This window comes from Herbaspirillum sp. (genome assembly GCF_017744395.1).
Classification (GTDB): domain Bacteria; phylum Pseudomonadota; class Gammaproteobacteria; order Burkholderiales; family Burkholderiaceae_D; genus Herbaspirillum.
Map to the genome: position 1 here is coordinate 405,417 of NZ_JAGIBI010000006.1, position 26,539 is coordinate 431,955.

A 26,539-nucleotide genomic window follows, 5' to 3' on the forward strand; every position below is an offset into this window, starting at 1 on the left:
TTCCGCGGAAAAAGGGCGAACCGGATTAGCCCGCCGCGGCGGTTTCCTCTACGCACATGCCGGAGGTTTCAATCCTGTTCCGCCCATTTTCTTTTGCCTGATAGAGCGCAATATCCGCTCGGGAAATCAACGCGGCAATCGATACGTCTGTTGGCCGCCACTCGGCGACGCCCATGCTGATCGTGAAATCCGGCAAGGAGGAATTGCTCACCCGGACCGCATCGACCAGAATCCGCTGCGCGGCCAGCAAGGCGGCAGGAAGAGGGGTTCCCGGCATCACGATAAAGAATTCCTCGCCGCCGTAACGCGCGAGCACATCGTATGGGCGTATCAGGCTTTCCAATCGCCGGCACAGCTGGATCAGGACCTGATCCCCGACAGGATGCCCATATTTGTCATTGATTTTTTTAAAATGGTCCACATCCAGCATGACAACGCTAAATGCATGGTTGCCGCGTATGCCTTGAGCGAGCTCGCGCTCCAGGTATTTGACCAGGGCCTGGCGGTTGAAGATGCCGGTCAAGGGATCACGCATCGCCTGCTCTTCCACCATTGCGCGCACATAGTCCGACGCCATCGTGGCAAATCCGATCACCAGCATGAGATCGCAGATGGTGAAGCTACCGGTGTAGACGATCTGGACGATGTCTTGCGTCAACAGTCCGATGTCGCCCTGGGAAAGAACGGATGCATGCAGCATCCTGAGAAAGTACACCAGTCCCAACACTGCCAGCCAGGAGGCGGTCAATGTCACGCCTATCCCTTTGCGGGAGTGCTCGGATCGATGCGTCCGCAGCAATACCAGCGCATGGCAGATATTGATGTACGCGGAAAGACCGGCGACGATGACTAGCCGGACACGAAAACTCTTCTCGCCATAAACGAACCATGTGAGCGCAAGTGCGGCCAGAACCAGCGCCACCAGCCAATAGGTCCAGCGCATGGGGCTGGAAAAGTGTTGCCGGGTCCCTGCAAGCCAGACGATGGAAGCGAGTATCAGGGCGGTGTTGCCCAGGGTGACCGATGCCAGCGGAGTGATCCAGTCGCGCAATCCAAGCAATATCAAGGCGACGAAAACCAGCCATGCTCCGATCGCCCAGGTTCGCATACCCGGAACCGGGAGCGGAGCCGCGCGCGTGAGCATGGTCAACACGAAAGCCATCAGGCCTGAAGTGATGCCCCCGATTAATACGGTCGTGCGTGGATCTAGCAAGTACATAAGCTAGCATCCTTATATCGGCATACTGCTTTTGTATTGCGGCTGCATCGCAGACCCCTCAGTCCAATCGATTCCCTCTGAGTTAATCTTATAGCAAGATAACGAGAAAATTCAATGTGCGGAGCCTTTTGCCGCTGGCTGTATTTTTTAGTGTCCGCATGTTGCACGCGGCAATTGGAGTGTCGGATTGAAATGCTTGTATGTATCGGTGCGAAGCGGCCGGGTGGGGGAGATAGAGAGGCTGGAGATGGTGCCAGCAGCATCGGATGCTTCCGGATTTATTCCCCAGAAATAAAAACAGGCGCATAAGCGCCTGAATTTAAATGGAAACTTTTGGGGTGGCTGATGGGACTCGAACCCACGACGACAGGAATCACAATCCTGGACTCTACCAACTGAGCTACAGCCACCACTGATGCACTGATGTCAAAGAAGAACTACTGTTCATCAGCGAAGCTAGCGATTATACAAAGCCTTGGAAGGGATAGCAACTATATTCCTGATTTCTTCAAAAAAACTCTGCTCAGGTAAAACGGGGCCGGCTCCGGCCACTGATACCGGGGATTCAGGCCTGCTGCTGTCCCAACGCAAGCACTTCCGGGCGCAGGTCCAGCAGCGTGGCGAAGGCATTTTCCAGCGTGGAGCGGCTGGCGGTGGTATAGCCTGTCAATGATCCCGGCCCCGACTCGCGGCGCAGGCTGCGCGCCTGCAGCAGCCGCAGCAACTGCCGCGTCACCGCTTCGCCGGTATCGACGATCGCGCATGGCCGGCCGGCCAGCCGGCGGCAGATGCCGTCGATGGCTTCGCGGACGAACGGGTAATGGGTGCAGCCCAGTACCAGCGTGTCGGCGCCTTGCTCAAGCAGCGGCACCAGGTAGCGTTCCAGCAAGGCCACCGTCGCGGGCGAATACAGTTCGCCTTTCTCGATTAGCTCGACCAGGCCGACGCAGGCCTGCGGCACAAAACGTACCTGGTATTGGCTTTCCATCTGTTCGCGCAACAAGGCAAAGCGCTGGCTGGCCAGCGTGCTGCGGGTGGCCAATACCCCTACCGTGCCGCTGGTTGTCTGCTGGGCTGCCGGTTTGAGTCCCGGTTCGATGCCCACCACCAGCAATTCCGGCCAGCGTTCGCGTATCGCCTGGATGGCCGCAGCGGTGGCGGTGTTGCAGGCGACCACCAGGGCCTTGATGCCTTGCGTCAGCAGGAACGAGGCGACCGCCAGTGAGCGGTCGACGATTTCGGCCTCCGTCTTGTCGCCGTAGGGCGCATAGCCGGAGTCGGCGAAATACAGCAGCGTTTCGCGGGGCAGGGCGGCGTGGATGTGGCGCAGCACGGACAGGCCGCCGATGCCGGAATCGAAAATGCCGATGGCAGCGTCGGCTGTCATCGGCATTGATGGAACTGCGGACGTCATCGCGGGAGAAGCGTCAGAACGGTGTTGCGGCATAGCGCTTCGGTTTCTCCTGCGGATGACGGGTAGTTCGCGGTGGTGCTGTTAATGATGGACTGATCAGGCAGTGGTGACGGGAATCTTCGAGAGCGCCACGCTCTGAGCGATCTTTTCCTTCCACTCGGCGGGGCCGGTGTTGTGCACCGAGATGCCGTTGGCGTCGACCGCCACCGTCACCGGCATGTCCTTGACCTCGAACTCGTAGATCGCTTCCATGCCCAGGTCGGCGAAGCCCAGCACCTTGGCCGACTTGATCGCCTTGGAGACCAGGTAGGCCGAGCCGCCCACCGCCATCAGGTAGGCCGACTTGTGCTTCTTGATCGCCTCGATCGCGGCGGGGCCGCGCTCGGACTTGCCGATCATGGAGATCAGGCCGGTCTGCTCCAGCATCATGTCGGTGAACTTGTCCATGCGGGTAGCGGTGGTGGGGCCGGCCGGGCCGACCACTTCGTCGCGCACCGGATCGACCGGGCCGACGTAGTAGATCACGCGGTTGGTGAAGTCCACCGGCAGCTTCTCGCCCTTGGCCAGCATGTCCTGGATGCGCTTGTGCGCGGCGTCGCGGCCGGTCAGCATCTTGCCGTTCAGGAGCAGGGTCTGGCCCGGCTTCCACGAGGCGACTTCTTCCTTGGTCAGCGTGTCGAGGTTGACGCGCTTGGACTTCTCGGTATCCGGCACCCAGTGCACTTCCGGCCATTCCGACAGCGACGGCGGTTCCATGTAGGCCGGGCCCGAGCCGTCCAGCACGAAGTGGCCGTGGCGGGTGGCGGCACAGTTGGGGATCATGGCGACCGGCTTGGAGGCGGCGTGCGTCGGGTGCATCATGATCTTCACGTCCAGCACGGTGGTCAGGCCGCCCAGGCCTTGCGCGCCGATGCCCAGTGCGTTGACCTTGTCGCACAGCTCGATGCGCAGCTCTTCGGTCTTGTTGTTCGGGCCGCGCTTCTTCAGCTCGTACATGTCGATGTCGTCCATCAGCACTTCCTTGGCCATCAGCATGGCCTTCTCGGCGGTGCCGCCGATGCCGATGCCCAGCATGCCCGGCGGGCACCAGCCGGCGCCCATGGTCGGCACGGTCTTGAGCACCCAGTCCACCAGGTTGTCGGACGGGTTGAGCATGACGAACTTGGTCTTGTTTTCCGAACCGCCGCCCTTGGCGGCGATGCGCACGTCGACGGTGTTGCCCGGCACCAGTTCCATGTGGATCACGGCCGGGGTGTTGTCCTTGGTGTTCTTGCGCTCGAACTGCGGGTCGGCCACGATCGAGGCGCGCAGCACGTTGTCCGGATGCATGTAGCCCTGGCGCACGCCTTCGTTGACGGCGTCGGTAATGGATCCGGTGAAGCCTTCGAAGCGCACGCCCATGCCCACCTTCAGGAACACGTTGACGATGCCGGTATCCTGGCAGATCGGACGCTTGCCCTCGGCGCACATGCGCGAGTTGGTCAGGATCTGCGCGATCGCATCCTTGGCAGCCGGGTTCTGTTCGGCCTCATAGGCGCGCGCCAGGTGCTGGATGTAGTCCACCGGGTGGTAGTAGCTGATGTACTGCAGAGCGGCCGCTACGGACTCGATGAGATCGTCTTGCTTGATGATGGTCATGGCTGGTTCTCTCTGGGTTTGGAATGGGAGAGCGAGATCGGTGCGCGTGCCGGGCATGCCGGCGTCGAGGATCTGCTGCGAATGGGGGCATATTCTACACGCCCTTGGGCGCCGATTCGCGCAGCGGCGCAAGAGATCGCGCCAGCCAATGCGAGCCGGGCAATACCTGCGGGAAACATGCGGCTGTGCCACAATGGCCAGGTCGTGAACATATCGACATGATTCCAGTCTCCTTGAATGGGAGCGCTGCAGGGCGCAAGCCCTTGAGCATTCTTCGGACATTCCGCAAAAAGCCGCCGCCGCCGCTCGCAAAGCCTTGCGCACGGGCGTTCCCGCAGGGGAACACTGCTGTTTGTGTAAGGACTGAGTAAGTGAAACGGCCTATGTTTTGCGGAAAGCAAAAACTACTTAGTGGAGACTACCGTGGCTGACATCGAAACTTTCAAGCAAGAGAACCGCGTATTCGCACCGCCCGCCGAACTGGTGAAGCACGCCGCCATTTCCGGCATGGAAGGGTACCAGGCCCTGAACGCCCGATTCGAACGCGACTATGAGGGCACCTGGGCGCAACTGGCCCGCGACAACCTGAAATGGCAAAAGCCGTTCAGCAAGACCCTGGACGAATCCAACGCGCCGTTCTACAAATGGTTTGAAGGCGGCCAGCTCAACGTCTCCTACAACTGCCTGGACGTCAACCTCGAAAACGGCAACGCCGACAAGACCGCCATCATCTTCGAGGCCGACGACGCCAAGGTCACCCGCGTCACCTACCGCGAGCTGCACAGCAAGGTCTGCCAGTTCGCCAACGGCCTGAAATCGCTGGGCGTGAAGAAGGGCGACCGCGTGGTCATCTACATGCCGATGTCGGTCGAAGGCGTGGCGGCGATGCAAGCCTGTGCCCGTATCGGCGCCACCCACTCGGTGGTGTTCGGCGGCTTCTCCGCCAAGTCGCTGCAAGAGCGCGTGATCGACGCCGGCGCCGTGGCCGTCATCACCGCCGACTACCAGGTGCGCGGCGGCAAGCAACTGCCGCTCAAGTCCATCGTCGACGAAGCGCTCGCCATGGGCGGCTGCGACAGCATCAGGAACGTCGTCGTCTACAAGCGCGCCGGCGCCGAGATCAACTGGGTGCAAGGACGCGACCTGTGGCTGCACGACGTGCTGGCCAACCAGTCCGACGCCTGCGAACCGGAATGGGTGGACGCCGAGCATCCGCTGTTCATCCTCTACACCTCCGGCTCCACCGGCAAGCCCAAGGGCGTGCAGCACTCCTCCGGCGGCTACTTGCTGTGGGCGGTGCTGACGATGAAGTGGACCTTCGACATCAAGCCCGACGACGTCTACTGGTGCACCGCCGACATCGGCTGGGTCACCGGCCATACCTACATCACCTACGGCCCGCTGGCCGTGGGCGCCACCCAGATCGTGTTCGAAGGCATCCCGACCTATCCCAACGCCGGCCGTTTCTGGGACATGGTCGCGCGCCACAAGGCCACCATCTTCTACACCGCGCCGACCGCGATCCGCTCGCTGATCAAGGCCGCCGACGCCGACGAGAAGGTGCATCCCAAGCAATACGACCTGTCCTCGCTGCGCATCCTCGGCTCGGTGGGCGAGCCGATCAATCCGGAAGCCTGGATGTGGTACTACAAGAACATCGGCAACGAGAAATGCCCGATCGTCGACACCTTCTGGCAGACCGAAACCGGCGGCCACATGATCTCGCCGCTGCCGGGCGCCACGCCCCAGGTGCCGGGCTCCTGCACGCTGCCGCTGCCGGGCATCACCGCCGCCATCGTGGATGAAACCGGCAACGACCTGCCCAACGGCAATGGCGGCATCCTGGTCGTCAAGCGCCCCTGGCCGTCGATGATCCGCACCATCTGGAACGACCCCGAGCGTTTCAAGAAGAGCTACTTCCCCGAGGAACTGGGCGGCAAGATCTACCTGGCCGGCGACGGCGCGGTGCGCAACAAGGAAACCGGCTACTTCACCATCACCGGCCGCATCGACGACGTGCTCAATGTCTCTGGCCACCGCATGGGCACGATGGAAATCGAATCGGCCCTGGTCGCCAACAGCCTGGTGGCCGAAGCCGCCGTGGTCGGCAAGCCGGACGAAACCACCGGCGAATCGATCTGTGCCTTCGTGGTGCTGAAGCGCCCGCGCCCGACCGGCGACGAAGCCAAGCAGATCGCCAAGGAGCTGCGCGACTGGGTCGCCAAGGAAATCGGCCCGATCGCCAAGCCCAAGGAAATCCGCTTCGGCGACAACTTGCCCAAGACCCGCTCCGGCAAGATCATGCGCCGCCTGCTGCGCGTGCTGGCCAAGGGCGAAGCCATCACCCAGGACGTCTCGACGCTGGAAAACCCGGCCATCCTGGATCAGTTGAAAGAAGCGCAATAAGTTTGACCAGGTAGTCGCAAGCCGAAGAAGGCCGGCGGAGCAGGGCGCAAGCAACATTCCAGCCCGATTCGCCGGCTTTTTTCATGGTCGGACGGGAAAAATACGCCGAAAGCCCTTGGATTCGCCAAAAATCTTGCTATAATCAGCGGCTTCGCAAAACGCGAACCCGAATCCAGGAGAGGTGGATGAGTGGTTTAAGTCGCACGCCTGGAAAGCGTGTATAGGTTAATAGCCTATCGGGGGTTCGAATCCCCCCCTCTCCGCCAGTATGAGATAAGCCCTTGATTATTCAAGGGCTTTTTTCTTTTCCACTCGCAACAGGTGTCACACCAAGGGGTCCCACTTTTTAGTGGATCACCTAAATTGCACCTGCCAGCACACCTTACCAAGTCCAGACATGGAGTCTTCTACTTCCGTCTTACCTTCAGCATTGGAGGAGTCAGGAAAGAGAAGAGGCTGTCCCTTCATACCAAGAATCCACAGGAAGCCCGTTTCAAAGCCCAATGCCTTTCAGGGATAATGGTTTCTCACAAACAGAAACAACAAAGGGATATGGCTTCGGATTACCTCAACACGGCAACAAGCATTGCTGCTCAAGACCCCAATAGCGGTTTCCTCTGGGATTTGTTGCACCGTGTTGACCGCCAACAACTGGCAGATGTAGCAGGCATGTCCTTGTCAGCAGTTAATGAACTACTGACCCCACCAGCAACAACACCAAACACTCGTAATCTGGACATTGAGCTTGGCGGACTCAATCTTCGTAATATCAACAGTGACGAAGACATGAACCGTGCAGTTCATGTTCTCAAAGCATTGAACCTGTCACCAGAAGCCATTGCAGCACTCATTGCAGGTCCCAAACCTGTTCAGGTGGCACCTACCCCTATCCCAGCACCACAAACAGCACCAGAGCCGCCTACACCAGAGGCAGGCATGACCATTCAAGAAATGGTGCCAAGGTTTGCTGCTCGTAAAAAAGACAAGCTGAGAGCCAAGACCCTCTATGAGTATGGGAACTATCACCGTAAGTTTGTAGCTTGGCTGGAACTCAGGAAGAGCAAGAAGCACATTCCCATTCGCAGTGCCACTCGTGCAGATATTGCAGACTACATTGATGACCTGTTGGCTAGTGGTCTTGCAGCTAAGACGGTGAGCCAAAAATATTTGGCGGCTATCAGTGGCTTGTTTGAACTGGCTCAATCCATTGGAGCAATTCCGAGTGGAGAGCTATTGGTGACTCATAATCACAAGGTTTTCACCAAACTGGATGCAAAAAAGACTGCCTCCAGTAAGAGCTACAAACCATTTACTGAAGAAGAACTCAAGAAGGTTTTCCAGCCTGAACTTTTGAGTAAGGCTAAACAACCCGCTGACTTCTGGCTTCCAATGATGGGGCTGTTTACTGGTGGTCGTGTTTCAGAACTTTCGCAGATTGATATTACAGACATCAAAGAATATGACGGTATCTGGTCAGTCTCAATCAATGATGAAGGCGACAAGCAGCTTAAGGCACCAGCTTCTATCAGGCTCATTCCTATTCACCCAACCTTGATTGAATGTGGATTCTTGGACTATGTGAAGGATGCTAGTAGGCATGGGACAAAACTTTTCCCATACCTCATTTGTGGTCAATTTGGTTCTTGGTCTATCAGAACAGGTGAGAGGTGGAGCAAGCATATGAAGTTTCTGAAGATTAATGGTCCCCAAAGAGGCTTCCACTCATTCCGTTCTACTTCAAATATCTGCCTGAAACACAACAAAGTGGCAGAAGAAGATCGCTGCCAGTTTGTAGGTCATGAGCATGACACTGTGAACTCTGCTATCTATTCAGAGCCGCATAGGCTTCCATATCTTCTGGAGGAAGTAGCCAGCAAGTTGAGCTATCCATTCCTTGACTTCACCAAGCTGCAATACAAGGCAGGTCAGTTTGAAGAAATATTGGCTAAAGAATGCTCATTGACTGCACGATGGTTGCACCGTGAGAAGGTCAAGAAAGAACGAGCAGCAAGGAAGGGTAAGTGAAGTAAGTAGCTAGCCTTTTTATTTTTCGTCTCTTCTACTTCAACGGTTTCTCAGATGGTGATAGGATTAAATAGCATCAATTGGAGATAATCATGGATTCGTATCAGTATTTTGGTGTGCCAATTACAAATATTCAGCAAGCCAAAATTCACCAAGGGAACAAGCATCAGAATATAAAGGTGCCAACTCGAAAGGAAGTTGCGACTTTACCGCCAAAAGAGTTGTGCAAGGTCTTGCAAGATTGGATGTGTCGTAGTGCTACTGAAATCATTCCCAGTAGAGGACAGATTTATCTCGTATTAGAAATACTTCGCCATCGTCCCGATATTCAACACATTCAAGATTCAGCCCAAATGTGTGTCAACTACATTATTGATTAAGATTGCCTAGTATCCAGCAGCCTTAAGCACCTTCGGGTGCTTTTTTTTTATTCGTATTAGCAGTCAAAGTCATATGAATTTAACTGCTATTTTACAGTCGGGGGCTTGAGAAGCACCCAAGGTTTCACCTCAAGAGCATGAGCAAATGCCTCTATATTGGACAGAGAGACATTCCATCGTGACCGTTCTACGGCTGATACATAAGTCCTATCTAATCCACACTCCAAGGCTAGGGTTTCCTGTGACCAGCCTTTCTCCACCCTCAGTAACCGCACATTAAAAGCCAGCACTCCACGGAGATCGTCAGAGGCTGGAAGTTCTGTTGGTGGCTTTGGCTTGGCGGACATGCCATCAAGCTACTCATCTGATATATTTGCATCTACGGAGTTTGCTTCACATATGAGGCATGCCGTTGATAACGACAATTATTTTTTGATTGGGAAAAAATGCAAAAAATCAGAATCACAGCTACGGCTGTATCCCTTGCTTTGATATTGGGAGGTTGCTCATTCGCTCCCGTAGTTGCTCAGAAAATGGGGATTGGAACCTCTAGTGATGAAGACATTCAGCAAGCAACCTCCAAGGTTTTTGGAGTGCCTGCAACTGCTGTCAAAGTCACTGACATTAAAAAAGACAATGGCTTTAATGGAACCCAAATCTTCTATGCAGCCAATGTGCAAGGCAAATCCTATCGCTGCGGCATGTTGAGTTCTTTTGCAGGTGCTTCACTGCCCAAGTGTGTGAAGCCTGGGGAACCACTTCCTTCTCTTCAATAAGGAGCAGCGATGGAAACTTTAATCAGGCTTCTTTCTATGCTATCCGTTCCCTTTATGCTTATTGGATGGGTCTGCATAGTTGTGGGACTTTGCACAATTGGTAAAGAACCAGGGCTTCCAATGGTCGTTGTAGGCTTAGTTTTTTGGGCACCACGATTCTTTTTGAAAAGAACTGTTGGTCGGTATGAAAAAGCCCACCATAAGAAAATTGAAGACCTCGCCAATGATTCAGGAGGTATTAAATATAGAGAATATAAAAATAACTCTGGAATTGTCGTCACTAACAAGGGAAAAATAATTCTGAGTGATGGAGCAATTATCAAAGCCTATGACCCCAGCCAAATCAGAGAGTGGCGAAGTTCAATTTATGAACAGGGTGTGGTTGCTGGTGGTGGTTTAGCTGGATTGGCTGTTGTTGCCCAAGAGTCTAGAAGAGCTAGAGAAGGGACAGGCTTGTTTATCTCCACAAGGGATGTGGAGCATCCTAAGTGGCATATCAAAATCAAAGATGCAAAGACTCTAGCCAAGTGGATGGAAATCCTACAGCAAGAGATAAACGATTAAAAACAAAGCCCCATTTCTGGGGCTTGATTTTTTTTGGCATTCTGCTTTATTAAAAATTGTCTAGAAAAATAATAAGGAGAATCCATGACTAACAATAATGATTTAAGCAAAAATAATTCAGATGTCAATAGGGACGAGGGAATAGAAATACCAGAAATGGACTACTGCACCATCAGCAAAAAAGCCATTTTCACATTGACCGATAAAGACAATCTCATTCCTCTAAAAATTCTAATGAGATTAACTTGCTATTGCACCTATAAGAATGGTCTAGTTGGTGTATTCAGTAGAATCAGTAAGTCAGACTTTGCAGAACAACTCAATATCTACAAGGGAAATATCTCTCGCTATCTAAAACAGCTTGAAGAGTTAAATTACATTCAGATATTCAGCCATAGCCCTCTAGTGCTCCAAATCTTGGAGGCACCCAAGATGCCGAAAATTGATAGCATTAAAGGCATGTTGTTGTATGTAGCTACTCACCCACAGGAATTTCAATTTCATAGATTTAAGAAGAGAAAAACAGCATTTTTTGCTGACTTCAAAGAATATGAAAAGGAAATTCTGGTGGAAAGAATGAGGAAAGCAGTAGTGCCAGAGAATTACCAGGGCAGCCAAGAAGAGGAATTTTTATTTGATGGTGAAATCCTCACCAGAACCGATGCCCAGGAATTAAATGTGATTAGCTTTCTGACGAAGGCAAGGCATCCAGAGATTCTAATTTATAACGAAACGACAAACGGATATATCCAAGTCAATCAAGAACGATCCCCATAAGGGGATTTTTTTTTCGCCTATAAGAAAACATTCGCAAGTCAAGAGAAAAATCGAGCTTAATACCTACTTTAATACCACTCAAAGCCACACCCAGACTGGGTTTGCTGGGAGGTGTAATACCTACTTTAATACCAGAAAAAATGACAGCACTACATCTAAAAACACGAACATCAATGCTTCAGACCATGCCAAAAATCGGGACGGACATGTCTGATTAAAAAGATGTCTGAAAGAGGCAAAGAAGATATAGCATTTACTACATATAGATTAAGAGTTATTTATACAGAATGAGTAAACATCCATCGAACTACTAATTAATCTTCCTCAAAAGAAGAAGAATCTCGTTAGAGGTTTTATGAAATAAAAAATGGAACAGCGGCATAATGACCATGCTAAATTTTATCTAACCGATAGGAGAACTGGATGTCCATTTGTCAAAAGAATAGTCGAAAGAAATCTTGCTGTCGTCATGGAAGAAAGCTCATGACATTGGAGGAAATGGTCAGAGAGTTTATTGAAATATATCGACCTAAGGGACGAGAGGAACTTGCATTTTTTAGTACTCGCCCTTTTGATATTGCTCTGGATTATGCAGCCTTGGCGAAGGATTCTAGAGGTAAACGTTTTTCACATCAGCGGCGTCTTAAACGTAAAAATCTTGAACTGGCAAAGAAATTTCTTATGGAAAAAAAGGACGAGTTTGAAAAAACAAAGTCCTTTGAAGCAGTTTTTAAGATTGTTCAGCAGATCACATCTGCAATATCTGGTCTTGGTGAGCTTTATACATATGACACGGCACTTAGAATTTCTGTAGCAATAAAACATGAACCAATCCATGTCTACTTACATGCAGGTACCAGAGTGGGGGCTAAGAAAATTGATATTGATGGCAGGCGAAGTTATGTATCAATGGCGGAACTTTCTAAAGAACTGCAAATTCTGGATGCTCATGAAGTGGAAAATTTCCTATGCATCTATAAGAATGAATTGGGTTCAGTAACAAAACGAAAAAATAATTAATAAAAAGGAGAAGAGTAACCCAATCAGGCACTATGAAAATTGCTTGATTGGTTCTCTATTCAATCGTGTGATTCATTTTTCTTAATTGGTATCCCTAAGAGATCAGCCCATGCTTTAGCCTTAGCAGCATCATTCAAATACTTTTCCAGAACCTTGGTTTTGGAAGATAGGATGTCTCTTGTGACTGTTGCCAAGGTATAGGAATCTGTCTTGTGATTTTCATTTAACTTATCAACGGTCCTTCGTAAAATTTCTAAATCGCTTCGTTCAATATAGAGATTGAATTGAACTAGGTCATGGTATTTTTTGGGTCTTCCAGTCTTTGCCATATGTATTCCTTTTTTATTCTTCTTATATGTAGACGAATAGCAGATGGCATTGAGAAGTCAACACAGAGGTGGTGCTAAATTTTCTTCTACATATATGTAGAAGAAATAAATTTAAGAGAAGTTTTTTCGTTACTCCAACCCCTTGAAAATTCAAAAAAATCAATTAAAAGATGATCAAGCAAGGTCAATCAATCCTACGTATATCCCTTTGGGCTATTCTTGGATTGAATATTGTGGGTTTCACCCACACCCGCTGCTGCCGCGAGGCTAAAAACATAACACCCAAAAACAAAACCAAAGTCAAAAGCAACTTCAACACCTTGAGGACTTTATCCTCAAACTCCTGTTCCGAATGCCAAAAAAAATCCTGCTCAATGGCAGGATTATTTTTAGCACTCGGTTTGTTTTCTTATTTTTTTAACTTGAATAAGGACACATGTTTACTAATCACTATATCTTCTGGAATGTTGTTGGCTGTGTAAATTTTTATGTGCTTATTGGGATTGGATGAGAAAAATTCGGTTAGGTCTTTGATTGGAATTCCACTATTGATTAACCACTGATGAAATTCCTCTGAATATGAAAAAACATCTTCCACGACAGTTTCGCTATCTCCATCTGTAATCACTATGGAGAGAATGAAATAAAAGCTGCCATTGGAATCTTTCAGCATTACGGCTGATTGTACTTTTCTCTTATCAATCAGGCCGGTTGTTTTAATTATTGGTAAATCTACCATTCCAAATATCCTTTTCAACCAGTTAAAAATTCTTCGTAACCATTTCATGTGCTGTTCTCCTTTTTGAGAACAACATACGAAATGAAAAACAGAAGTCAATAATTGGTGCTTTCATGGTCACACCAAGACGGTGTTCTCATCCCATCCCTCTACAGGTGGCAATCCATGAATCTCTCTCCAAAGAATCCTGTCCTTGGGGCTGATTCGGTTGTAGTTGGCATTGACACTAGTACCTGTTGATTTAGAAAACTCACTGACCCATTTCATATTCTCAATGGTGAGAGGAATTGGCTTGTTCGTTTCATCTTTGAAAATCACATAGATGAAATGGTCTTGAAAGACAAATCGTTTTATTGAGTCATTATTGATTAAGTCCATATCTTCTCTCCGGCTGGAGATCTCGAAACTTCGAGATCAAGCGACCGATTGACCTAGTGTTACTCCCACAATGCCTTAGCTGAATCACGGTAGTGAAAATGAACCAGTCTCGTCTGGTTCCTACGGTGGAACCAAGAAGACAGTTTAATCCTTACCAGCAGTTTCAATCCTGTTTTTCACTTACCTGTTGACATGCTCCCACCGAGTGAGCAGGATGACGGTGTCACAACTAGGGGTCCCATGAAAAAGTGGATCACCTGTAACGTTTGGCAAGAAAAATTCTTTATTAATCAAGAGTTTATATTTGGTTGGAGGCGTATCCCCCCCTCTCCGCCAGTAGTTCAAAAAGCCCCGTTCAACGGGGCTTTTTTCTTTTGTGCCCTCCGCGGCGATGAGCGGATCCCTATTTCTGCATTTTGAAAACCTGCTCCTACTCAGGAAAACGGGGAAGCTTTTTCCCGTCCTTGGGCAAGGCGTAATTCGCCATGTTCAACTGCATGGCCAGCAGGGTGTAATAGGCATTGATCCCGGTCAGGTCGATCACGGCTTTCTTGCCAAAGCGTTTCTCGGCCCGTTCGAAGGTGCGATCGGAAACGCGCTTGTTTTTGTGCAGCTCGGTGGAAAAATCGTAAACGATTTCTTCATCTTCGCTCATGCCCGTCGGGCGGCGGCCATCGGCGATGGCATTGATGATCTCGGATTTGATCCCTGCCTTCAGTGCAATAGGCGCATGCACATACCATTCATAGTCTTGTGTCCATTCCCTGGCGGTGATCAGGATCACCAGCTCGCTCAGCGTATTGCCGATGGCGGAGTTGTAGCGCAGGTAGTCCCCCATTGAGCGGGCCTGGCTCATTACTTGGGGGCTGTACATCAATGGCTCAAACGGGCCGAAAACCGGGACTTTGCGTGCTGCCAAAAATTCTTCGGCCGCTTTTTGCTGCTCGGCGCTATATTGATTGGGGGAGAGGGTGGGGAAACGTTCGGTGGCGTGAACCTGGTTGAGGAAGGTAACGGCGATTGCAGCACCGAGCAGCAGGTTTTTCATTCTGTTGTCTCCTTTAATATTGGTTGTAACAATCCTTTTTTGATGAGTGGCTGATGCTACTCCATTTCCAATGCTGTTTCGTGGTTCCACTCCAATGAACATGGCTGCTTCGACATTGAGAAAAATTCCCGCAAGCGTATGGGTCCTGGGCTTCGTCAGCATGCTGATGGATATTTCCTCGGAGATGATCCATAGCCTGCTGCCTCTGTTCATGGTCGGCACATTGGGGGCAAGCGCTTTCGCAGTCGGCCTCATCGAAGGGCTGGCGGAATCCACCGCGCTGATCGTCAAGGTTTTCTCCGGGGTATTGAGCGACTACCTCGGCAAGCGCAAGGGGCTGGCGATATTCGGCTACGCCCTGGGCGCGCTCACGAAACCGATTTTTGCCATGGCGCCGACGACCGGCTTCATTCTCGCCGGGCGTTTGCTGGACCGGATCGGCAAAGGGATACGGGGCGCTCCGCGCGACGCCTTGGTGGCGGATGTCGCGCCGCCTGAAATCCGCGGGGCTGCGTTTGGATTGCGCCAGGCGCTCGATACCATCGGCGCTTTCCTCGGCCCGCTCCTGGCGGTGGGGTTGATGCTGCTATGGGCGGATGATTTCCGTTCGGTATTCTGGGTCGCGGTCATTCCCGGAATGCTTGCGGTCGCCTTGCTCGTAGCCGGGGTCAGGGAGCCTGACCGGCGAAGCGCCGAAAAGCGCGCCAATCCCATCCGCCGCGACAACCTCAGGCGTCTTGGCCGCGGCTATTGGTGGGTGGTCGCCATCGGCGCGGTGTTCACGCTGGCGCGGTTCAGCGAGGCTTTTCTGGTCCTTAAGGCACAGAAGAGCGGTATTCCCGTGGCCCTGGTGCCATTGGTCATGGTCGCGATGAATATCGTGTATGCGGCATCGGCGTACCCATTCGGAAAACTCTCCGACCGGATGAACCATGCGACCCTGCTGTCGTTGGGGCTGGCCGTGTTGATCGCGGCCGACCTGGTGCTGGCCCTCAATGACCATTGGCTGGCGCTGGGTATCGGCGTGGCCTTATGGGGCATTCATATGGGGATGACCCAGGGCCTGCTGGCGACCATGGTCGCCGATACGGCGCCGGCGGATCTCCGGGGGACGGCCTATGGCTTTTTCAACCTCGTCAGCGGTGTGGCCATGCTGATTGCCAGCGCGGTGGCCGGGTTGCTATGGGACCGGCTGGGGGCGTCTTCGACGTTTTTGGCCGGAGCCGGATTTTCTGTGGTTGCGCTATCAGGACTCTTGGTCAAAGGGCGCTTGAAATAACCGGGCATCTGTCGCCCGAAGGCCGCTACGCGGCCAACCTGGGCTATTCACCTGCCTAGGCGGCAGATAACTGGACGTTGTTCCTGCCGTTGCCCTTGGCGCGGTACAGCGCGCTGTCGGCCGCCTTGATCAGTTCTTCTATGCGGGTATGCGCATGCTCGCGCAGGGTGGCGACGCCGATGCTCACGGTCACGATGCCGGTCTGGCTGGTGTTGTGGGGAATCGCCAGTTGTTCCACCGCCGACCGTATCCGTTCGGCGACCAGCCGTGCGCCGTCGGAACCGGTCTGGCTCAGCAGCACGACGAATTCCTCGCCTCCATACCTGGCCGCATGGTCCGATGCCCGCGGCAAGGCGCGGGTGATGGTTTGGGCCACGCTGACGAGGACCTTGTCTCCTGCCTGGTGGCCGTAGCTGTCGTTGTAGAACTTGAAGTAATCCACATCGATGAAGAGGATGGAGAACTCCGAGTGGGCGTTGCGGTGGCTGCTTTGCCAGAGATCCTGGAGGATCTGGTCGAGCCTTCTGCGGTTGAGCAAGCCGGTCAGTGCATCCTTTTGCGCCAGTTCGGACAGCTTTTCCTCCACTGCCAGCCGCGCATGCAGTTCGCGCCTCAAGCTGCGGTACAGGAGGTAGTAGACGATGACGATCGAGATGAGCAGGGCCAGGATCGTATGGAGCATTTCCCGCCAATGGCGATAGATGGATGCTTTCGAATAGCTCAAGAGGACGATGAGCTTGGTATTGGGAATGCGGTGGTACGTATAAAAGCGTTCGACATGGTCCTTCGGGGAGGTGGCGAAAAAGCTCCCTTGCTGCGTTTCGGGATGCGCTTTTATCCTGTCGATATTGGCGTTTTCCTGGAAGCGGTAGCCGACCATGGAGGCGGAATAGGGGTAGCGCATATAGACGGTGCCGTCTTCCGAGAAGAGGGCAATGAACCCGTACTCATTCAGCGCGAGGTCTTCAAAGGTTTCCCTGAAATATTCCAGGTCCAGGGCCATCAAGGCGACGCCGGCGAAGCTTCCGTCCTGATGGGCCAGGCGTTTGGACAGGACGATGGCCTGGCGTGGGCGGCCAAGCTTGACATCGAGCGGCGCGGAGATGAACAGGCCGGCGTCGGGCGCATCCCGGTGTACCTGGAAGAAACGCTTGCCGGCGGCGGCATCGGTGATTTCCTGTCCGCCGGATTGGGATTGCGAGACCAGGGCGCCGTTGGCGTCCAGTATCGCGGAGAAGATCAGGTTCTTTACGTTGCTGCCGAACAGGTAGGCCGCCAGTTGCGCAGGGGGGAGGGCGGTGTCGGGGGCATATTGGTAGCGAAACACCAGCCTGTCCAGCGCCGCCGAAATGACCTCGATGTTGCGCTGGATGGCGCGTTCGGCCATCAGCGTGATATTTCGTGCGTTTTCGCCCGCGCTCAATGAGGCTTGCCTGTGGCTCTGGAACAGCATGCCGGCGCTCAGGCCCGCCAGCATCAATAGCGCGATGGCGCCTGCCGCCAATAACTGTATCCGCAATTTTCTGATATTCGCCTCCGTGTCTTTGCTTTTATTTTTATCTGTTTTTTTTATCTGTTCAGGATAATTGAGATTACTCTTAATTCCCCCCGGTTGAGTAGCAAAAAATAGTCGGCGCATTTGTTGGTTCAAGGCAATAGCAAGCGGATGGAGGATACGGTTTGCGGATAGCGTGGTGTATGGGGTAAAACAAGAGGGAAAATGGCTGCGGAATTCACGCCGGGGGGAACGGCGCCTTGGGGCGTATCGGGAATTCGGGGGAGAAATGAAATTCTTGCGCAAGGACCACCAGTGGAAAATCGGCCACCTCATTGTCGGTGCGCTGATTTCCTTTATCGGGATACTGGCGCTGTTCGGCATCGCCGGTTTTTTCTGGCTGGAGCGCGACCTGGAAGAGAAGGTGGTCCAGCCGCTGCTTGAGCGCGAGGTGAACCGGGTGCTGGACGGCTTCAGGTCGGAATACCTGGCCGGCGGCATTTTCATCCGGCAGATGCAGGGTCTGCTGACGGATTCCCCGGTCGGCCTGCATGGCGACTTGCGCGAGCTGGCGCAGTTCCTGGAAGCGCTGGCCAGGCGGGAAAACGGCGCCGAGCCCAGGTTTTCCTACATCCAGTTCGGCAACAAGGAAGGGGAGTTCGTTTCCATCAACCTCAAGGGCAACGGCGCGATGGATTTCTATATCGAGGATGCCTTGCACCAGCACGGCCTGCACCATTTCGACCGCCGTCCGGACCTGGCCGGGGCGCAGTTGCTGGCCACGATCAAAGGGTACGATCCGAGGAAAAGGCCCTGGTATGCGAATGCGACATCCGATTGCCCCCAGGTCTCGCCGGTGTATTTCAGCCTGGGAGGCGATGCCGAATGGAACGCTTCCATCACTTGCCCGCTGGGACGCGCGGGCAAGGAACAGGGGATCCTGGCGGTCGATCTGTCTACCGACAGGTTGCAAAAGCTGCTGGATGCCGCCATCCAGCAATCGCTGATATCGGGCGTGTTCATCCTGGACGACAATAACCGCGTCCTGCTCAAGTCGGAACGGCTGGGCCAGGCCGACAGGGATTTTTTCCTGGGAGAAGAGGACAAGAAGGTCAAATTCAGCGAAGCCGCCCTGGCGCATCTGCTGCTGGAGGAAAAACAGCAGCTTATCAACATCCGCCTCGATTCACGGGGGAAGTTCCTGATCTACCAGAAGCCCCTCGGCGAACTGGGAAAAAGCCAGAGCGATTTCTCGCGTTTCCGGGTGGTCGTCATTTCTTCCCGGGACGCGCTGTTTTCGGTCTTCAATAATTTCTTCTGGTTGAGCTGGTTCGCCCTCCTGCTGATTATCCTGGGGGCCTATATGCTGATCCGGGTGTACCGCTCAAGCATCACCTTCCCCCTGATCCGGCTGCGCGACCAGGCGAAACAGGTCGCTTTCAAGGAAGTGGTGTCGTCCCAGGAGTTCGAGCGCCTGTATCCGAAGGGGCGCGCGATCGAGGAAATCGTGTCGGTCCAGGATGCGGTCGAGAAAATGGCCAACAGCCTTTACTCCCTCTATCACGAACTGCGGGAGCGGGTCGACAAGGACGAGGAAAGCGGCCAGCTCAGCCTGATCGGCGCCGCCAACCTGCTGCAGAAGATGCCGTGGCAGGAGTCGACCGTGATCGTGGTGGAAATCAATAATTACGTCCAGCTTTCCGACACGCTCAACCGCGTGGCGCTACGGCTTTTATGGCGAGGCCTGTGCAAGAGGCTGGCGTCGTGCTGGGAGGGCATGCCGGAAGACCGGGTTTATTGCTATCGCTACAGCGAAAGCCGGCTGGTGATCCTGATGCTGGGAAAGCAAAGCGAGCACCAGGCCGCCATCGGGAAGATGCAGCGGGAAGCGTCGCTTATCCTGGCGACGGGCGAAGAAGAAGAGGTGCGCGTCTTTCTCAGCTTCGGCGTCAGCGTCGGGGCCGACGATCGTCCGGCCTCGCTCGATGCCGCCGTATCGAATGCCGTGCTGGCGCTGCGCGCGGCCCAGCTTCCCAATGGTCCGGGGTTTGCGTTCTTCCATCCATCGATGCTGGAGAAGGAGTTGCGCACCCAGGCCGTGCTGGCGGCGATGGATTCGGCGGCTGTCGAAGAAGAGTTCATGATGTTCTACCAGCCGATCTGCGACCTGCGCAGCGGGGCGCTGCATGGCGTCGAAGCGCTGATGCGGTGGAACTCTCCGGTCCTGGGCATGGTGCCGCCGTCGGAATTCATCCCCCTGGCCGAGCGCAGCGAACGGATCGCCATGCTGGGTTCGCAGGCCTTGCGCAAGGTGGTTCGGGACATCGCCGCGCTGCGTGCGGAGGGGGCGCTGCCGGACGGTTTTTCGGCGCATGTGAATGTGTCGGCGCGCCAGATGATGCATGCCCACTTCTTCGAGCAGATCAGGGAGGTCGTCATCGAGCACGACCTGCCGCCCCGATACATCACGCTGGAATTGACCGAGAGCCTGCTGATCGACGACACGAACCACATCCGGGAGCAATTCAGGCGCCTTGGGAGCTATGGCTTCGGATTGTGCCTGGACGATTTCGGGACCGGCTATTCGTCCCTGTCCACCTTGCATAACTTCAACTTCAATTGCGTCAAGCTGGACCGTTCGTTTATTGTCCGCTCCACCGAGAAAGGGCGGGCATCGGCGGTCTTGCCCGCGATCGTCGGCATCGCCAGGTCGCTGGAGATCAGTTGCGTCGCGGAAGGGATCGAATCGGAGGAACAGGCCGAGATATTGCGCGCGATGGGGTGCGAATATGTGCAGGGATACCTGTTCGCCCGCCCCATGCCGCTTGACGAGCTCAGAACCTGGATGGATGGGTTGGGCGAGGAAGCGGCGGTGCGCATCCGGCGCTGAACCGGGCATTGGGCCGGGTGGATTCCCGCTTGGTATCATGGGAGCCAGGCCGCAGGTTGGATACAACTGGCGCGCCGGAAGCAGGATACAGTTGGGCGGGGATAGGCGATTCGCCGCAGGTAAGTTATGTTATGCCCTGACAAGATAAGCGTGAAACGAGGTCAAGAGAATGGCAATTCCACAAACAATGCTGTCGGTCGTCGCCCGCGATGAGGTGCATCTGCAGTTTGCGCTGAAAGAGGGCGTCGATATCCGGGCCCTGTTCCAGGAGCTGGGCAAGCTGTGGGAGGCGGGGATCACCGGCATCACCGACCCGACGCTGGCGCCGGACCATGAGCTGGCCGGAGGAACGGCCAATGTGGTCCTGGGTTTCAGGCCGGAACTGTGGCGCGAGGTGTGCCCGGCAGGCGTGCCGGACAACCTGCACTCTTTCAGCAAGGACTTGGTCGGGATCAACGGCAAGGTGGCGCCCGCCACCCAGCAGGACCTTTGGGTCTGGATCACGCAATCGAGCGCGGCGACGCTGTATGACAGCACCAGCAAGGCGGTGGCGCTGCTGCGCCCCTTCGCCGAGCTGGTGAGCGAACAAGTCTGCTTCCCCTACCATAACAATGTGACGTTCGACGGTTTCGCCGACGGCGTCGCCAATCCCAACCCGTTCCGCGCCAGCAGCGTGGCGATCATTCCCGACGGACAGCCGGGGGCGGGCGGGTCGACGGTGCTGGTGCAGAAGTGGATGATGGAAGTGGAGAAGTTGAAGGCGCTTTCCGTGCATGAAGCCGAGGGCGTCTGGGGGCGGACCAAGGCCGGCAGCCATGAGCTGTCGCCGCTGCCCGAGGATTCCCATGTCGGCCGGAACCAGTTCCGGAGAAACGGCGAAGAGATCGATATCGTACGGCGCAACGCCAATTACGGCAATGCGCGGGAATCGGGGATCATGTTCGTCGGTTTCTGCAACGATATTTCCGTGACGATGGGCATGCTGGAGCAGATGTACGGGGTCGGCGCCGACGGCGTCAAAAAGACCGACCGGCTGCTGGATTTTTCCCGTCCCCTTTCTTCCGCGGTCTATTTCGTGCCAAGTTTGGATGCCTTGGCCGCCGCGGGGATTGAGCCCGAAGACAACGATTGAATTCCGGAGTCGTCCCGCGCGGGACGTGAATTGTCATCCGGGTTGAGCGAATCCGGCCGGGGAGTCATCTTCCCGGCCGGTTTTTTTTGCGCTTTTGCGCTTATCTCAGGATGTAGCCCTGCGCGGCAGGCAGCGGCGGCAGGTTTTCTTCGCCCAGCGCTTCCCGGATATTGAGCTCGATCACCTTGGCCAGGAAGGACAGCGGCAGGCCGTTGTCATGCATGGAAAACGGGTCTTCCAGTTCGTCGCCGACCTTGTCCAGCCCGAAGAAGGTATAGGCGATCAGCATGGTGGGGAACGGCGTGGCCCAGCCCAGGGTATGGGCGAAACCGAAGGGGATGCACAGGCAGAACAGGAAGGCCGTGCGGTTCAGCAGCAGCATGTAGGGGAACGGTATCGGGGTCGAGCGGATGCGCTCGCAGGCGGCCAGCACGCCGGCGATATCCCCGATCGTGCGATCCAGCATCTGATAGGGAATGTCGCCGATGATGCCTTGCCGGTGCAACCCGGCCAGCTTGCTACCCATCAGCCGGACGATCAGGTCGGGCGGGAAACGGCTTTTTTGCCAGAGCTCGGTTTCTTCCCGGCTCAGGAAGGCGGACACCTTTTCCGCTTCCTCTTGCCCCGGCCGCAGATGGTGCACCAGCGCATGCGAAAAGGCACAGGCCAGGTTCAGCAGGTGCTGGCGGTCCTGCGGCGGCAGGATGGCGGTCTGGCGCGCCAGGTTGCGCGAGGCGTGGACCAGCGCGCCCCATTGCTTGCGTCCCTCCCACCACCTTTCGTAGCAGGCGCTGTTCCTGAAGCTGAGGAACACCGAGATGGCGATGCCGAGCAGCGCGAACGGACCGCCGTCATAGATCGGCAGGAAGTGCGGCCAATGGAAATGTACGAACATCACCAGGGCCGACAGCACACCCACGATCAGGATCTGCGGCAGGATCTTGGGGACGATGGAGCCTTGCAGCAGGAAAAATATCTTCAGGAAATTCGGGCGGTCGCGGATGATCATGATGACCTTCCATCAGGGGCAAAGGCGGGCGGGGAAAGCGGCAGGCAAGACACGATAAGGCACCATCGGAAACGTGAGGCAATTTCAGATACTAGCCGATTGGTGTGGGCCTGCGAGCAAATATCTGTGCCTTCGCCGGGATGATGCCGGTGTCAGGCAATGAGGGGGGAAGGTTGCCTCCCCCCTCATTGGGGAGAGAAGCGTCAGAACTGTTCCCAGTCGTCCTTGGCGGCAGCCGTAGACGCCACCGCCGGCGCCGGGCGGCGCTGTGCGGCCCGGCTTTCCAGCGTCGGCAGCTTCGGCGTGATGTCGCGTTCGTATGGCTTTGGCGCCGAGGACGCATCGTGCGCCAGGCGGTTGTTGTCGATCTTGAACACGCCGACGATCTCGGACAGGTTGGACGCCTGGTGCTGCAAGGACTGCGCGGCTGCCGCGGCTTCTTCGACCAGCGCCGCGTTTTGCTGCGTCACCTGGTCCATCTGCGTCACCGCCTGGTTGATCTGTTCGATGCCTTCGCCTTGCTCGCGGCTGGCGTCGGTGATGTCGCCGACGATGTCGGTCACGCGCTTGACGCTGGCCACCACTTCGCTCATGGTCTGGCCGGCCTGGTCGACCAGCTTGCTGCCGGAATCGACCTTGTCGACCGAGTCGTCGATCAGTTGCTTGATTTCCTTGGCCGCGGCGGCGCTGCGCTGCGCCAGTGTGCGCACCTCGCTGGCCACGACCGCGAAGCCGCGGCCCTGCTCGCCGGCACGCGCCGCTTCCACCGCGGCGTTGAGCGCCAGGATATTGGTCTGGAAGGCGATGCCGTCAATCACGCCGATGATGTCGACGATCTTGCGCGACGATTCGTTGATGGCGCTCATCGTGTCGACCACCTGCCCGACCACGTTGCCGCCCTCGACCGCCACGGCCGATGCGGAGATGGCGAGCTGGTTCGCTTCGCGTGCGTTTTCAGCGTTTTGCCTGACGGTGGCGGTCAGTTCCTCCATCGACGAAGCGGTTTCTTCCAGCGAGCTGGCCTGTTCTTCCGTGCGGCTTGACAGGTCGAGGTTGCCGGCGGCGATCTGGCTCGACGCCGTGGAGATGGTGTCGGTGCCGACCCTGACCTGGGTGACGATGTTGAGGAGGTTGTCGTTCATGGTGCGCAAGGCGCGCAGCAGCTGCCCGGTCTCGTCCCGGCCGCTGGCGTCGATCTGCGACGTCAGGTCGCCGGCGGCCACGGTCTCGGCCACCTTGACGGCGCGGTTGAGCGGCGAAGTGATGCTGCGCGTCACCAGCCATGCCGTCAGGGCGGCGAACACGATGGCCAGCGTGCCCAGGGCGATCATCAGGTTGCGCGCTTCCTGGTACTCGTCCTTCGCCTCTTCGCCGGATTCATGCATCAGCTGGTTCTGGTGCTTGATCAAGGCTTCCACCGTGTTCATGTAGTTCAATTGCACGGGTCGCACCTTTTCCAGCAGCACGGCGGTGGCCTCGTCCTTGGCGCCGGCCTGCGCCAGCTTGAGCACCTCTTCACGGCCGGCATTGTATTTCGCGCGCGCTTCCTGGACATCCTTCATCAGGGCGCGCCCCTTTTCCCCGCTGATCATGCTGTCGAGCTTGTCGATCGAGGCCTGGTTCTTCCGGCTGGCCTCCTGGATTACCTGGATTTCCTTGGCGATCTGTCCGGGATCGTTCATCAGCAAGATGTTGCGCGAGGCGCGCGCGGTCAGGTTGACATTGCCAATAATGTCATTGGCCAGGACGGTCTTGGGATATTTGTCGTTGATGACGTCGTCGATTTGAGAATTGAGCATGAATAGCCGCGAAGTGCCAAATGCAGCCATGGCGAGCAGCAGTACGACCAGGAATCCGAAGCCGATGCTCAGGCGTGTACCGATCTTCAAGTTTGTTATGCGCATTGTTTCCCCCTTTGAAAACATGAAAAAGCTTGGTGGATAGTGATTGCCGAAGCGGCAAGCATTAATGGCGCATGTTTTTTGTGCTGATTGTGCGATATTTTTTCCCGCTTGCGCAATATCGCTGTTGCTATATGGGGAATAGGCGGAATGCGTCTGGCGTGTTATGGCAGAAGGAGGAGAGGGAGGAGAGGGAGGTGGCAGATGGCCGTAGATGCTGCAATGGCCATCTGCCGTACTTCGGGTTTTGCCCGTTCAGCGCTTGCCGCGCTGGGCGTTAAGGCGACCGACGACCGCCAGCAGGCAGTCGATTTCATCGAAGGTGTTGTAGAACGCCAGTGACGGGCGTACTGTGGTTTCCACCCCGAAGCGGCGCAGGATCGGTTGCGCGCAGTGATGGCCGGTGCGCACCGCGATACCTTCCTGGTTGAGAGCCTTGCCGACTTCCTCGGTGGAATAGCCGTCCAGCACGAAGGACATCACGCTGGCCTTGTGCGCGGCCGTGCCGATCAGCCGCACGCCGTCGATCTCGCCCAGCTTCTGCATGCCGTATTCCAGCAGCGCATGCTCATAGCTGGCGATGTTCTCGATGCCGATGCGGTTGACGTAGTCGATCGCCGCACCCAGTCCGACGGCGTCGGCGATGTTGCCGGTGCCGGCTTCGAAGGTGTTGGGCAAGGGCTGGAACACGGTCTTCTCGAACGTGACGTCGGCGATCATGTTGCCGCCGCCTTGCCAGGGCGGCATGTCCTCCAGCACTTCGCGCTTGCCCCACACCACGCCGATGCCGGTCGGACCGAACACCTTGTGGCCGGAGAACACGAAGAAGTCCGCTCCCAGCGCCTGCACGTCGGTGCGCATGTGCGATACCGATTGCGCGCCGTCCACCAGCGCGCGGGCGCCGGCGCGATGCGCCAGTTCGACGATTTCCTTGACCGGCGTGACCGTGCCCAGCGCGTTCGAGACCTGCGTGACGGCCACGATCCTGGTGCGGTCGTTGAGCAGCTTGGCATATTCGTCCAGCAATACCTGCCCCGAATCGTCCACCGGAATCACGCGCAGCTTCGCGCCTTTCTCGGCCGCCAATTGCTGCCAGGGGACGATGTTGGCATGGTGCTCCAGGTGCGAGACGATGATTTCGTCGCCGGCGCCGACGTGCTTGCTGCCCCAGCTCTTGGCCACCAGGTTGATGGCCTCGGTGGTGCCGCGCACGAAGATGACTTCGTTCACATCCGGCGCATTGATGAAGCCGCGCACCCGTTCGCGCGCGCCTTCGTAGGCATCGGTGGCGCGCGCGGCCAGTTCATGCGCGGCGCGGTGGATGTTGGAGTTTTCGCGGCGGTAGAACTCGCTGATGCGGTCGATCACCGACTGCGGCTTGTGGGTGGTGGCGGCGTTGTCGAACCAGATCAGCTGGCGGCCGTTGACGCGCTCCTGCAGGATCGGGAAGTCGCGCCGCACCGCATGCACGTCGAACGCAGGATGCCGGCCGCTGCCGGCCAGCGGCGCGCGGTTGTGCGGATCCTGCTTGGGCGGAGTTACGAAGCCGCTGGGCAGTTCGACCGCGTGCAGGAAGTAATACTGCGGCGCAGTTGCCGCCTGCGCCGGTTGGGCCGCGGCGACGGATGGCGTACCCGCCGACGGATGGCCGTGGCCGCCGTTGAGGAAGTAATAGCCGGTATCGGCCGCAGGCAAGGCAGCCGGCGGCGAGACCGACTGCGGCACGCCGGTGACGGCGCCGCCCAGGCGCGGCTCGTACGCCGGCAAGGCCGACAGCGCCTTGTCGGGCACGCCGTTGCCGGCTTGCGCGGCCGGCGCCAGCGACGGCGCGCGGTTGCCCAGCGACAGTACCTGGTGCGGCGACGACGGCGTCAGGTTCAGGCCGGGCGCCAGTCCCTGGGGAATGGCGGTGCCCGGCACGCCCTGGCCGAAGCCGGCCGGGCCGGACAGCGGCGAGGCCGGCGGCGCGATGTTGGCCGGCGCCTGCACGCCGTGCGGCGCGAACGGCGGCGCGGCGAACAGTTCCGTGGCCAGGCGTGCCAGCAGCGCCGGGTCGAACGGCGCCGCCGATGCCTCCAGCACGGTGGGAGCGGAAGAGGGGATGCCCACTATTGAGTCCT

General features: G+C 56.1%; 22 protein-coding genes and 2 tRNA genes. 11 read left to right on the forward strand and 13 right to left on the reverse strand.

Translation table 11 applies throughout. From position 1 onward, the window contains the following. Positions 1-25: 25 nt before the first annotated feature. From J7548_RS16665 to J7548_RS16680, 4 genes are all read right to left on the reverse strand, one after another. Positions 26-1,219, reverse strand: coding sequence for a GGDEF domain-containing protein (locus J7548_RS16665; protein WP_290976528.1), 1,194 nt, complete (start codon positions 1,217-1,219; stop codon positions 26-28). 334 nt (positions 1,220-1,553) lie between these two features. After that, a tRNA-His gene (locus tag J7548_RS16670) sits at positions 1,554-1,629 on the reverse strand. Positions 1,630-1,784: 155 nt separating this feature from the next. Further along, positions 1,785-2,612 (reverse strand): glutamate racemase, encoded by an 828-nt coding sequence (gene murI, locus J7548_RS16675; RefSeq protein WP_290976530.1) that lies wholly within the window; start codon positions 2,610-2,612, stop codon positions 1,785-1,787. A 117-nt stretch (positions 2,613-2,729) separates the two neighbouring features. After that, complete coding sequence (locus J7548_RS16680; RefSeq protein ID WP_290976533.1) at positions 2,730-4,271, reverse strand: fumarate hydratase; 1,542 nt, start codon at positions 4,269-4,271, stop codon at positions 2,730-2,732. A 423-nt stretch (positions 4,272-4,694) separates the two neighbouring features. On the opposite strand from J7548_RS16680, the gene acs reads away from it, so the two are divergent. The 4 genes from acs (at position 4,695) to J7548_RS16700 (ending at position 9,082) form a co-directional block, all read left to right on the forward strand. Continuing rightward, positions 4,695-6,677 (forward strand): acetate--CoA ligase, encoded by a 1,983-nt coding sequence (acs, locus tag J7548_RS16685; protein WP_290976536.1) that lies wholly within the window; start codon positions 4,695-4,697, stop codon positions 6,675-6,677. Positions 6,678-6,852: 175 nt separating this feature from the next. Beyond that, a tRNA-Ser gene (locus tag J7548_RS16690) sits at positions 6,853-6,943 on the forward strand. A 253-nt stretch (positions 6,944-7,196) separates the two neighbouring features. Further along, complete coding sequence (locus J7548_RS16695; RefSeq protein ID WP_290976539.1) at positions 7,197-8,702, forward strand: phage integrase N-terminal SAM-like domain-containing protein; 1,506 nt, start codon at positions 7,197-7,199, stop codon at positions 8,700-8,702. 92 nt (positions 8,703-8,794) lie between these two features. After that, positions 8,795-9,082, forward strand: coding sequence for a hypothetical protein (locus J7548_RS16700; RefSeq protein ID WP_290976541.1), 288 nt, complete (start codon positions 8,795-8,797; stop codon positions 9,080-9,082). Between the two features lie 86 nt (positions 9,083-9,168). Here J7548_RS16700 and J7548_RS16705 read toward each other — a convergent pair whose 3' ends face one another. After that, complete coding sequence (locus J7548_RS16705) at positions 9,169-9,429, reverse strand: helix-turn-helix transcriptional regulator (RefSeq protein WP_290976543.1); 261 nt, start codon at positions 9,427-9,429, stop codon at positions 9,169-9,171. A gap of 99 nt (positions 9,430-9,528) precedes the next feature. Here J7548_RS16705 and J7548_RS16710 point away from each other — a divergent pair, with 99 nt between their 5' ends. The 4 genes from J7548_RS16710 (at position 9,529) to J7548_RS16725 (ending at position 12,219) form a co-directional block, all read left to right on the forward strand. Beyond that, positions 9,529-9,858: a hypothetical protein gene (locus J7548_RS16710; protein ID WP_290976546.1), complete on the forward strand. Its 330-nt coding sequence runs from the start codon at positions 9,529-9,531 to the stop codon at positions 9,856-9,858. A 9-nt stretch (positions 9,859-9,867) separates the two neighbouring features. Further along, the gene (locus tag J7548_RS16715; RefSeq protein WP_290976550.1) at positions 9,868-10,422 is read left to right on the forward strand and encodes a DUF4755 domain-containing protein; all 555 of its coding nucleotides are present in this window, start codon (positions 9,868-9,870) and stop codon (positions 10,420-10,422) included. An 84-nt stretch (positions 10,423-10,506) separates the two neighbouring features. Beyond that, a complete protein-coding gene (locus tag J7548_RS16720; RefSeq protein ID WP_290976553.1) occupies positions 10,507-11,199 on the forward strand; it encodes a winged helix-turn-helix domain-containing protein in 693 nt (230 codons plus the stop codon). Between the two features lie 483 nt (positions 11,200-11,682). Next, complete coding sequence (locus J7548_RS16725; protein WP_290976555.1) at positions 11,683-12,219, forward strand: hypothetical protein; 537 nt, start codon at positions 11,683-11,685, stop codon at positions 12,217-12,219. 59 nt (positions 12,220-12,278) lie between these two features. Here J7548_RS16725 and J7548_RS16730 read toward each other — a convergent pair whose 3' ends face one another. From J7548_RS16730 to J7548_RS16745, 4 genes are all read right to left on the reverse strand, one after another. Next, a complete protein-coding gene (locus tag J7548_RS16730) occupies positions 12,279-12,548 on the reverse strand; it encodes a hypothetical protein (protein WP_290976558.1) in 270 nt (89 codons plus the stop codon). Between the two features lie 409 nt (positions 12,549-12,957). Further along, positions 12,958-13,335: a hypothetical protein gene (locus tag J7548_RS16735; protein WP_290976561.1), complete on the reverse strand. Its 378-nt coding sequence runs from the start codon at positions 13,333-13,335 to the stop codon at positions 12,958-12,960. A gap of 69 nt (positions 13,336-13,404) precedes the next feature. Continuing rightward, positions 13,405-13,665: a hypothetical protein gene (locus J7548_RS16740; RefSeq protein ID WP_290976564.1), complete on the reverse strand. Its 261-nt coding sequence runs from the start codon at positions 13,663-13,665 to the stop codon at positions 13,405-13,407. 430 nt (positions 13,666-14,095) lie between these two features. After that, positions 14,096-14,713, reverse strand: a complete 618-nt coding sequence (locus J7548_RS16745) for a carboxymuconolactone decarboxylase family protein (protein ID WP_290976567.1) — start codon at positions 14,711-14,713, stop codon at positions 14,096-14,098. A 100-nt stretch (positions 14,714-14,813) separates the two neighbouring features. Here J7548_RS16745 and J7548_RS16750 point away from each other — a divergent pair, with 100 nt between their 5' ends. Then, positions 14,814-15,992, forward strand: coding sequence for an MFS transporter (locus J7548_RS16750; RefSeq protein WP_290976570.1), 1,179 nt, complete (start codon positions 14,814-14,816; stop codon positions 15,990-15,992). A gap of 55 nt (positions 15,993-16,047) precedes the next feature. On the opposite strand, the gene J7548_RS16755 is transcribed toward J7548_RS16750, so the two are convergent. After that, a complete protein-coding gene (locus J7548_RS16755) occupies positions 16,048-17,643 on the reverse strand; it encodes a sensor domain-containing diguanylate cyclase (RefSeq protein ID WP_290976572.1) in 1,596 nt (531 codons plus the stop codon). A 133-nt stretch (positions 17,644-17,776) separates the two neighbouring features. Between J7548_RS16755 and J7548_RS16760 the strand changes: the two genes are divergently transcribed. Both J7548_RS16760 and J7548_RS16765 read left to right on the forward strand, forming a co-directional pair. Next, a complete protein-coding gene (locus J7548_RS16760; protein ID WP_290976575.1) occupies positions 17,777-20,377 on the forward strand; it encodes an EAL domain-containing protein in 2,601 nt (866 codons plus the stop codon). A gap of 169 nt (positions 20,378-20,546) precedes the next feature. Beyond that, on the forward strand, positions 20,547-21,509 hold the full coding sequence (locus tag J7548_RS16765; protein ID WP_290976578.1) for a Dyp-type peroxidase: 963 nt from the start codon (positions 20,547-20,549) through the stop codon (positions 21,507-21,509). 100 nt (positions 21,510-21,609) lie between these two features. Here the strand turns inward: J7548_RS16765 and J7548_RS16770 are convergent, their stop codons facing one another. The 3 genes from J7548_RS16770 to J7548_RS16780 form a co-directional block, all read right to left on the reverse strand. Continuing rightward, complete coding sequence (locus J7548_RS16770) at positions 21,610-22,518, reverse strand: bestrophin family ion channel (protein WP_290976580.1); 909 nt, start codon at positions 22,516-22,518, stop codon at positions 21,610-21,612. A gap of 203 nt (positions 22,519-22,721) precedes the next feature. Next, a complete protein-coding gene (locus J7548_RS16775) occupies positions 22,722-24,422 on the reverse strand; it encodes a methyl-accepting chemotaxis protein (protein ID WP_290976582.1) in 1,701 nt (566 codons plus the stop codon). Between the two features lie 252 nt (positions 24,423-24,674). Further along, positions 24,675-26,531, reverse strand: a complete 1,857-nt coding sequence (locus J7548_RS16780) for a family 2A encapsulin nanocompartment cargo protein cysteine desulfurase (RefSeq protein ID WP_290976691.1) — start codon at positions 26,529-26,531, stop codon at positions 24,675-24,677. Positions 26,532-26,539: the final 8 nt, after the last annotated feature.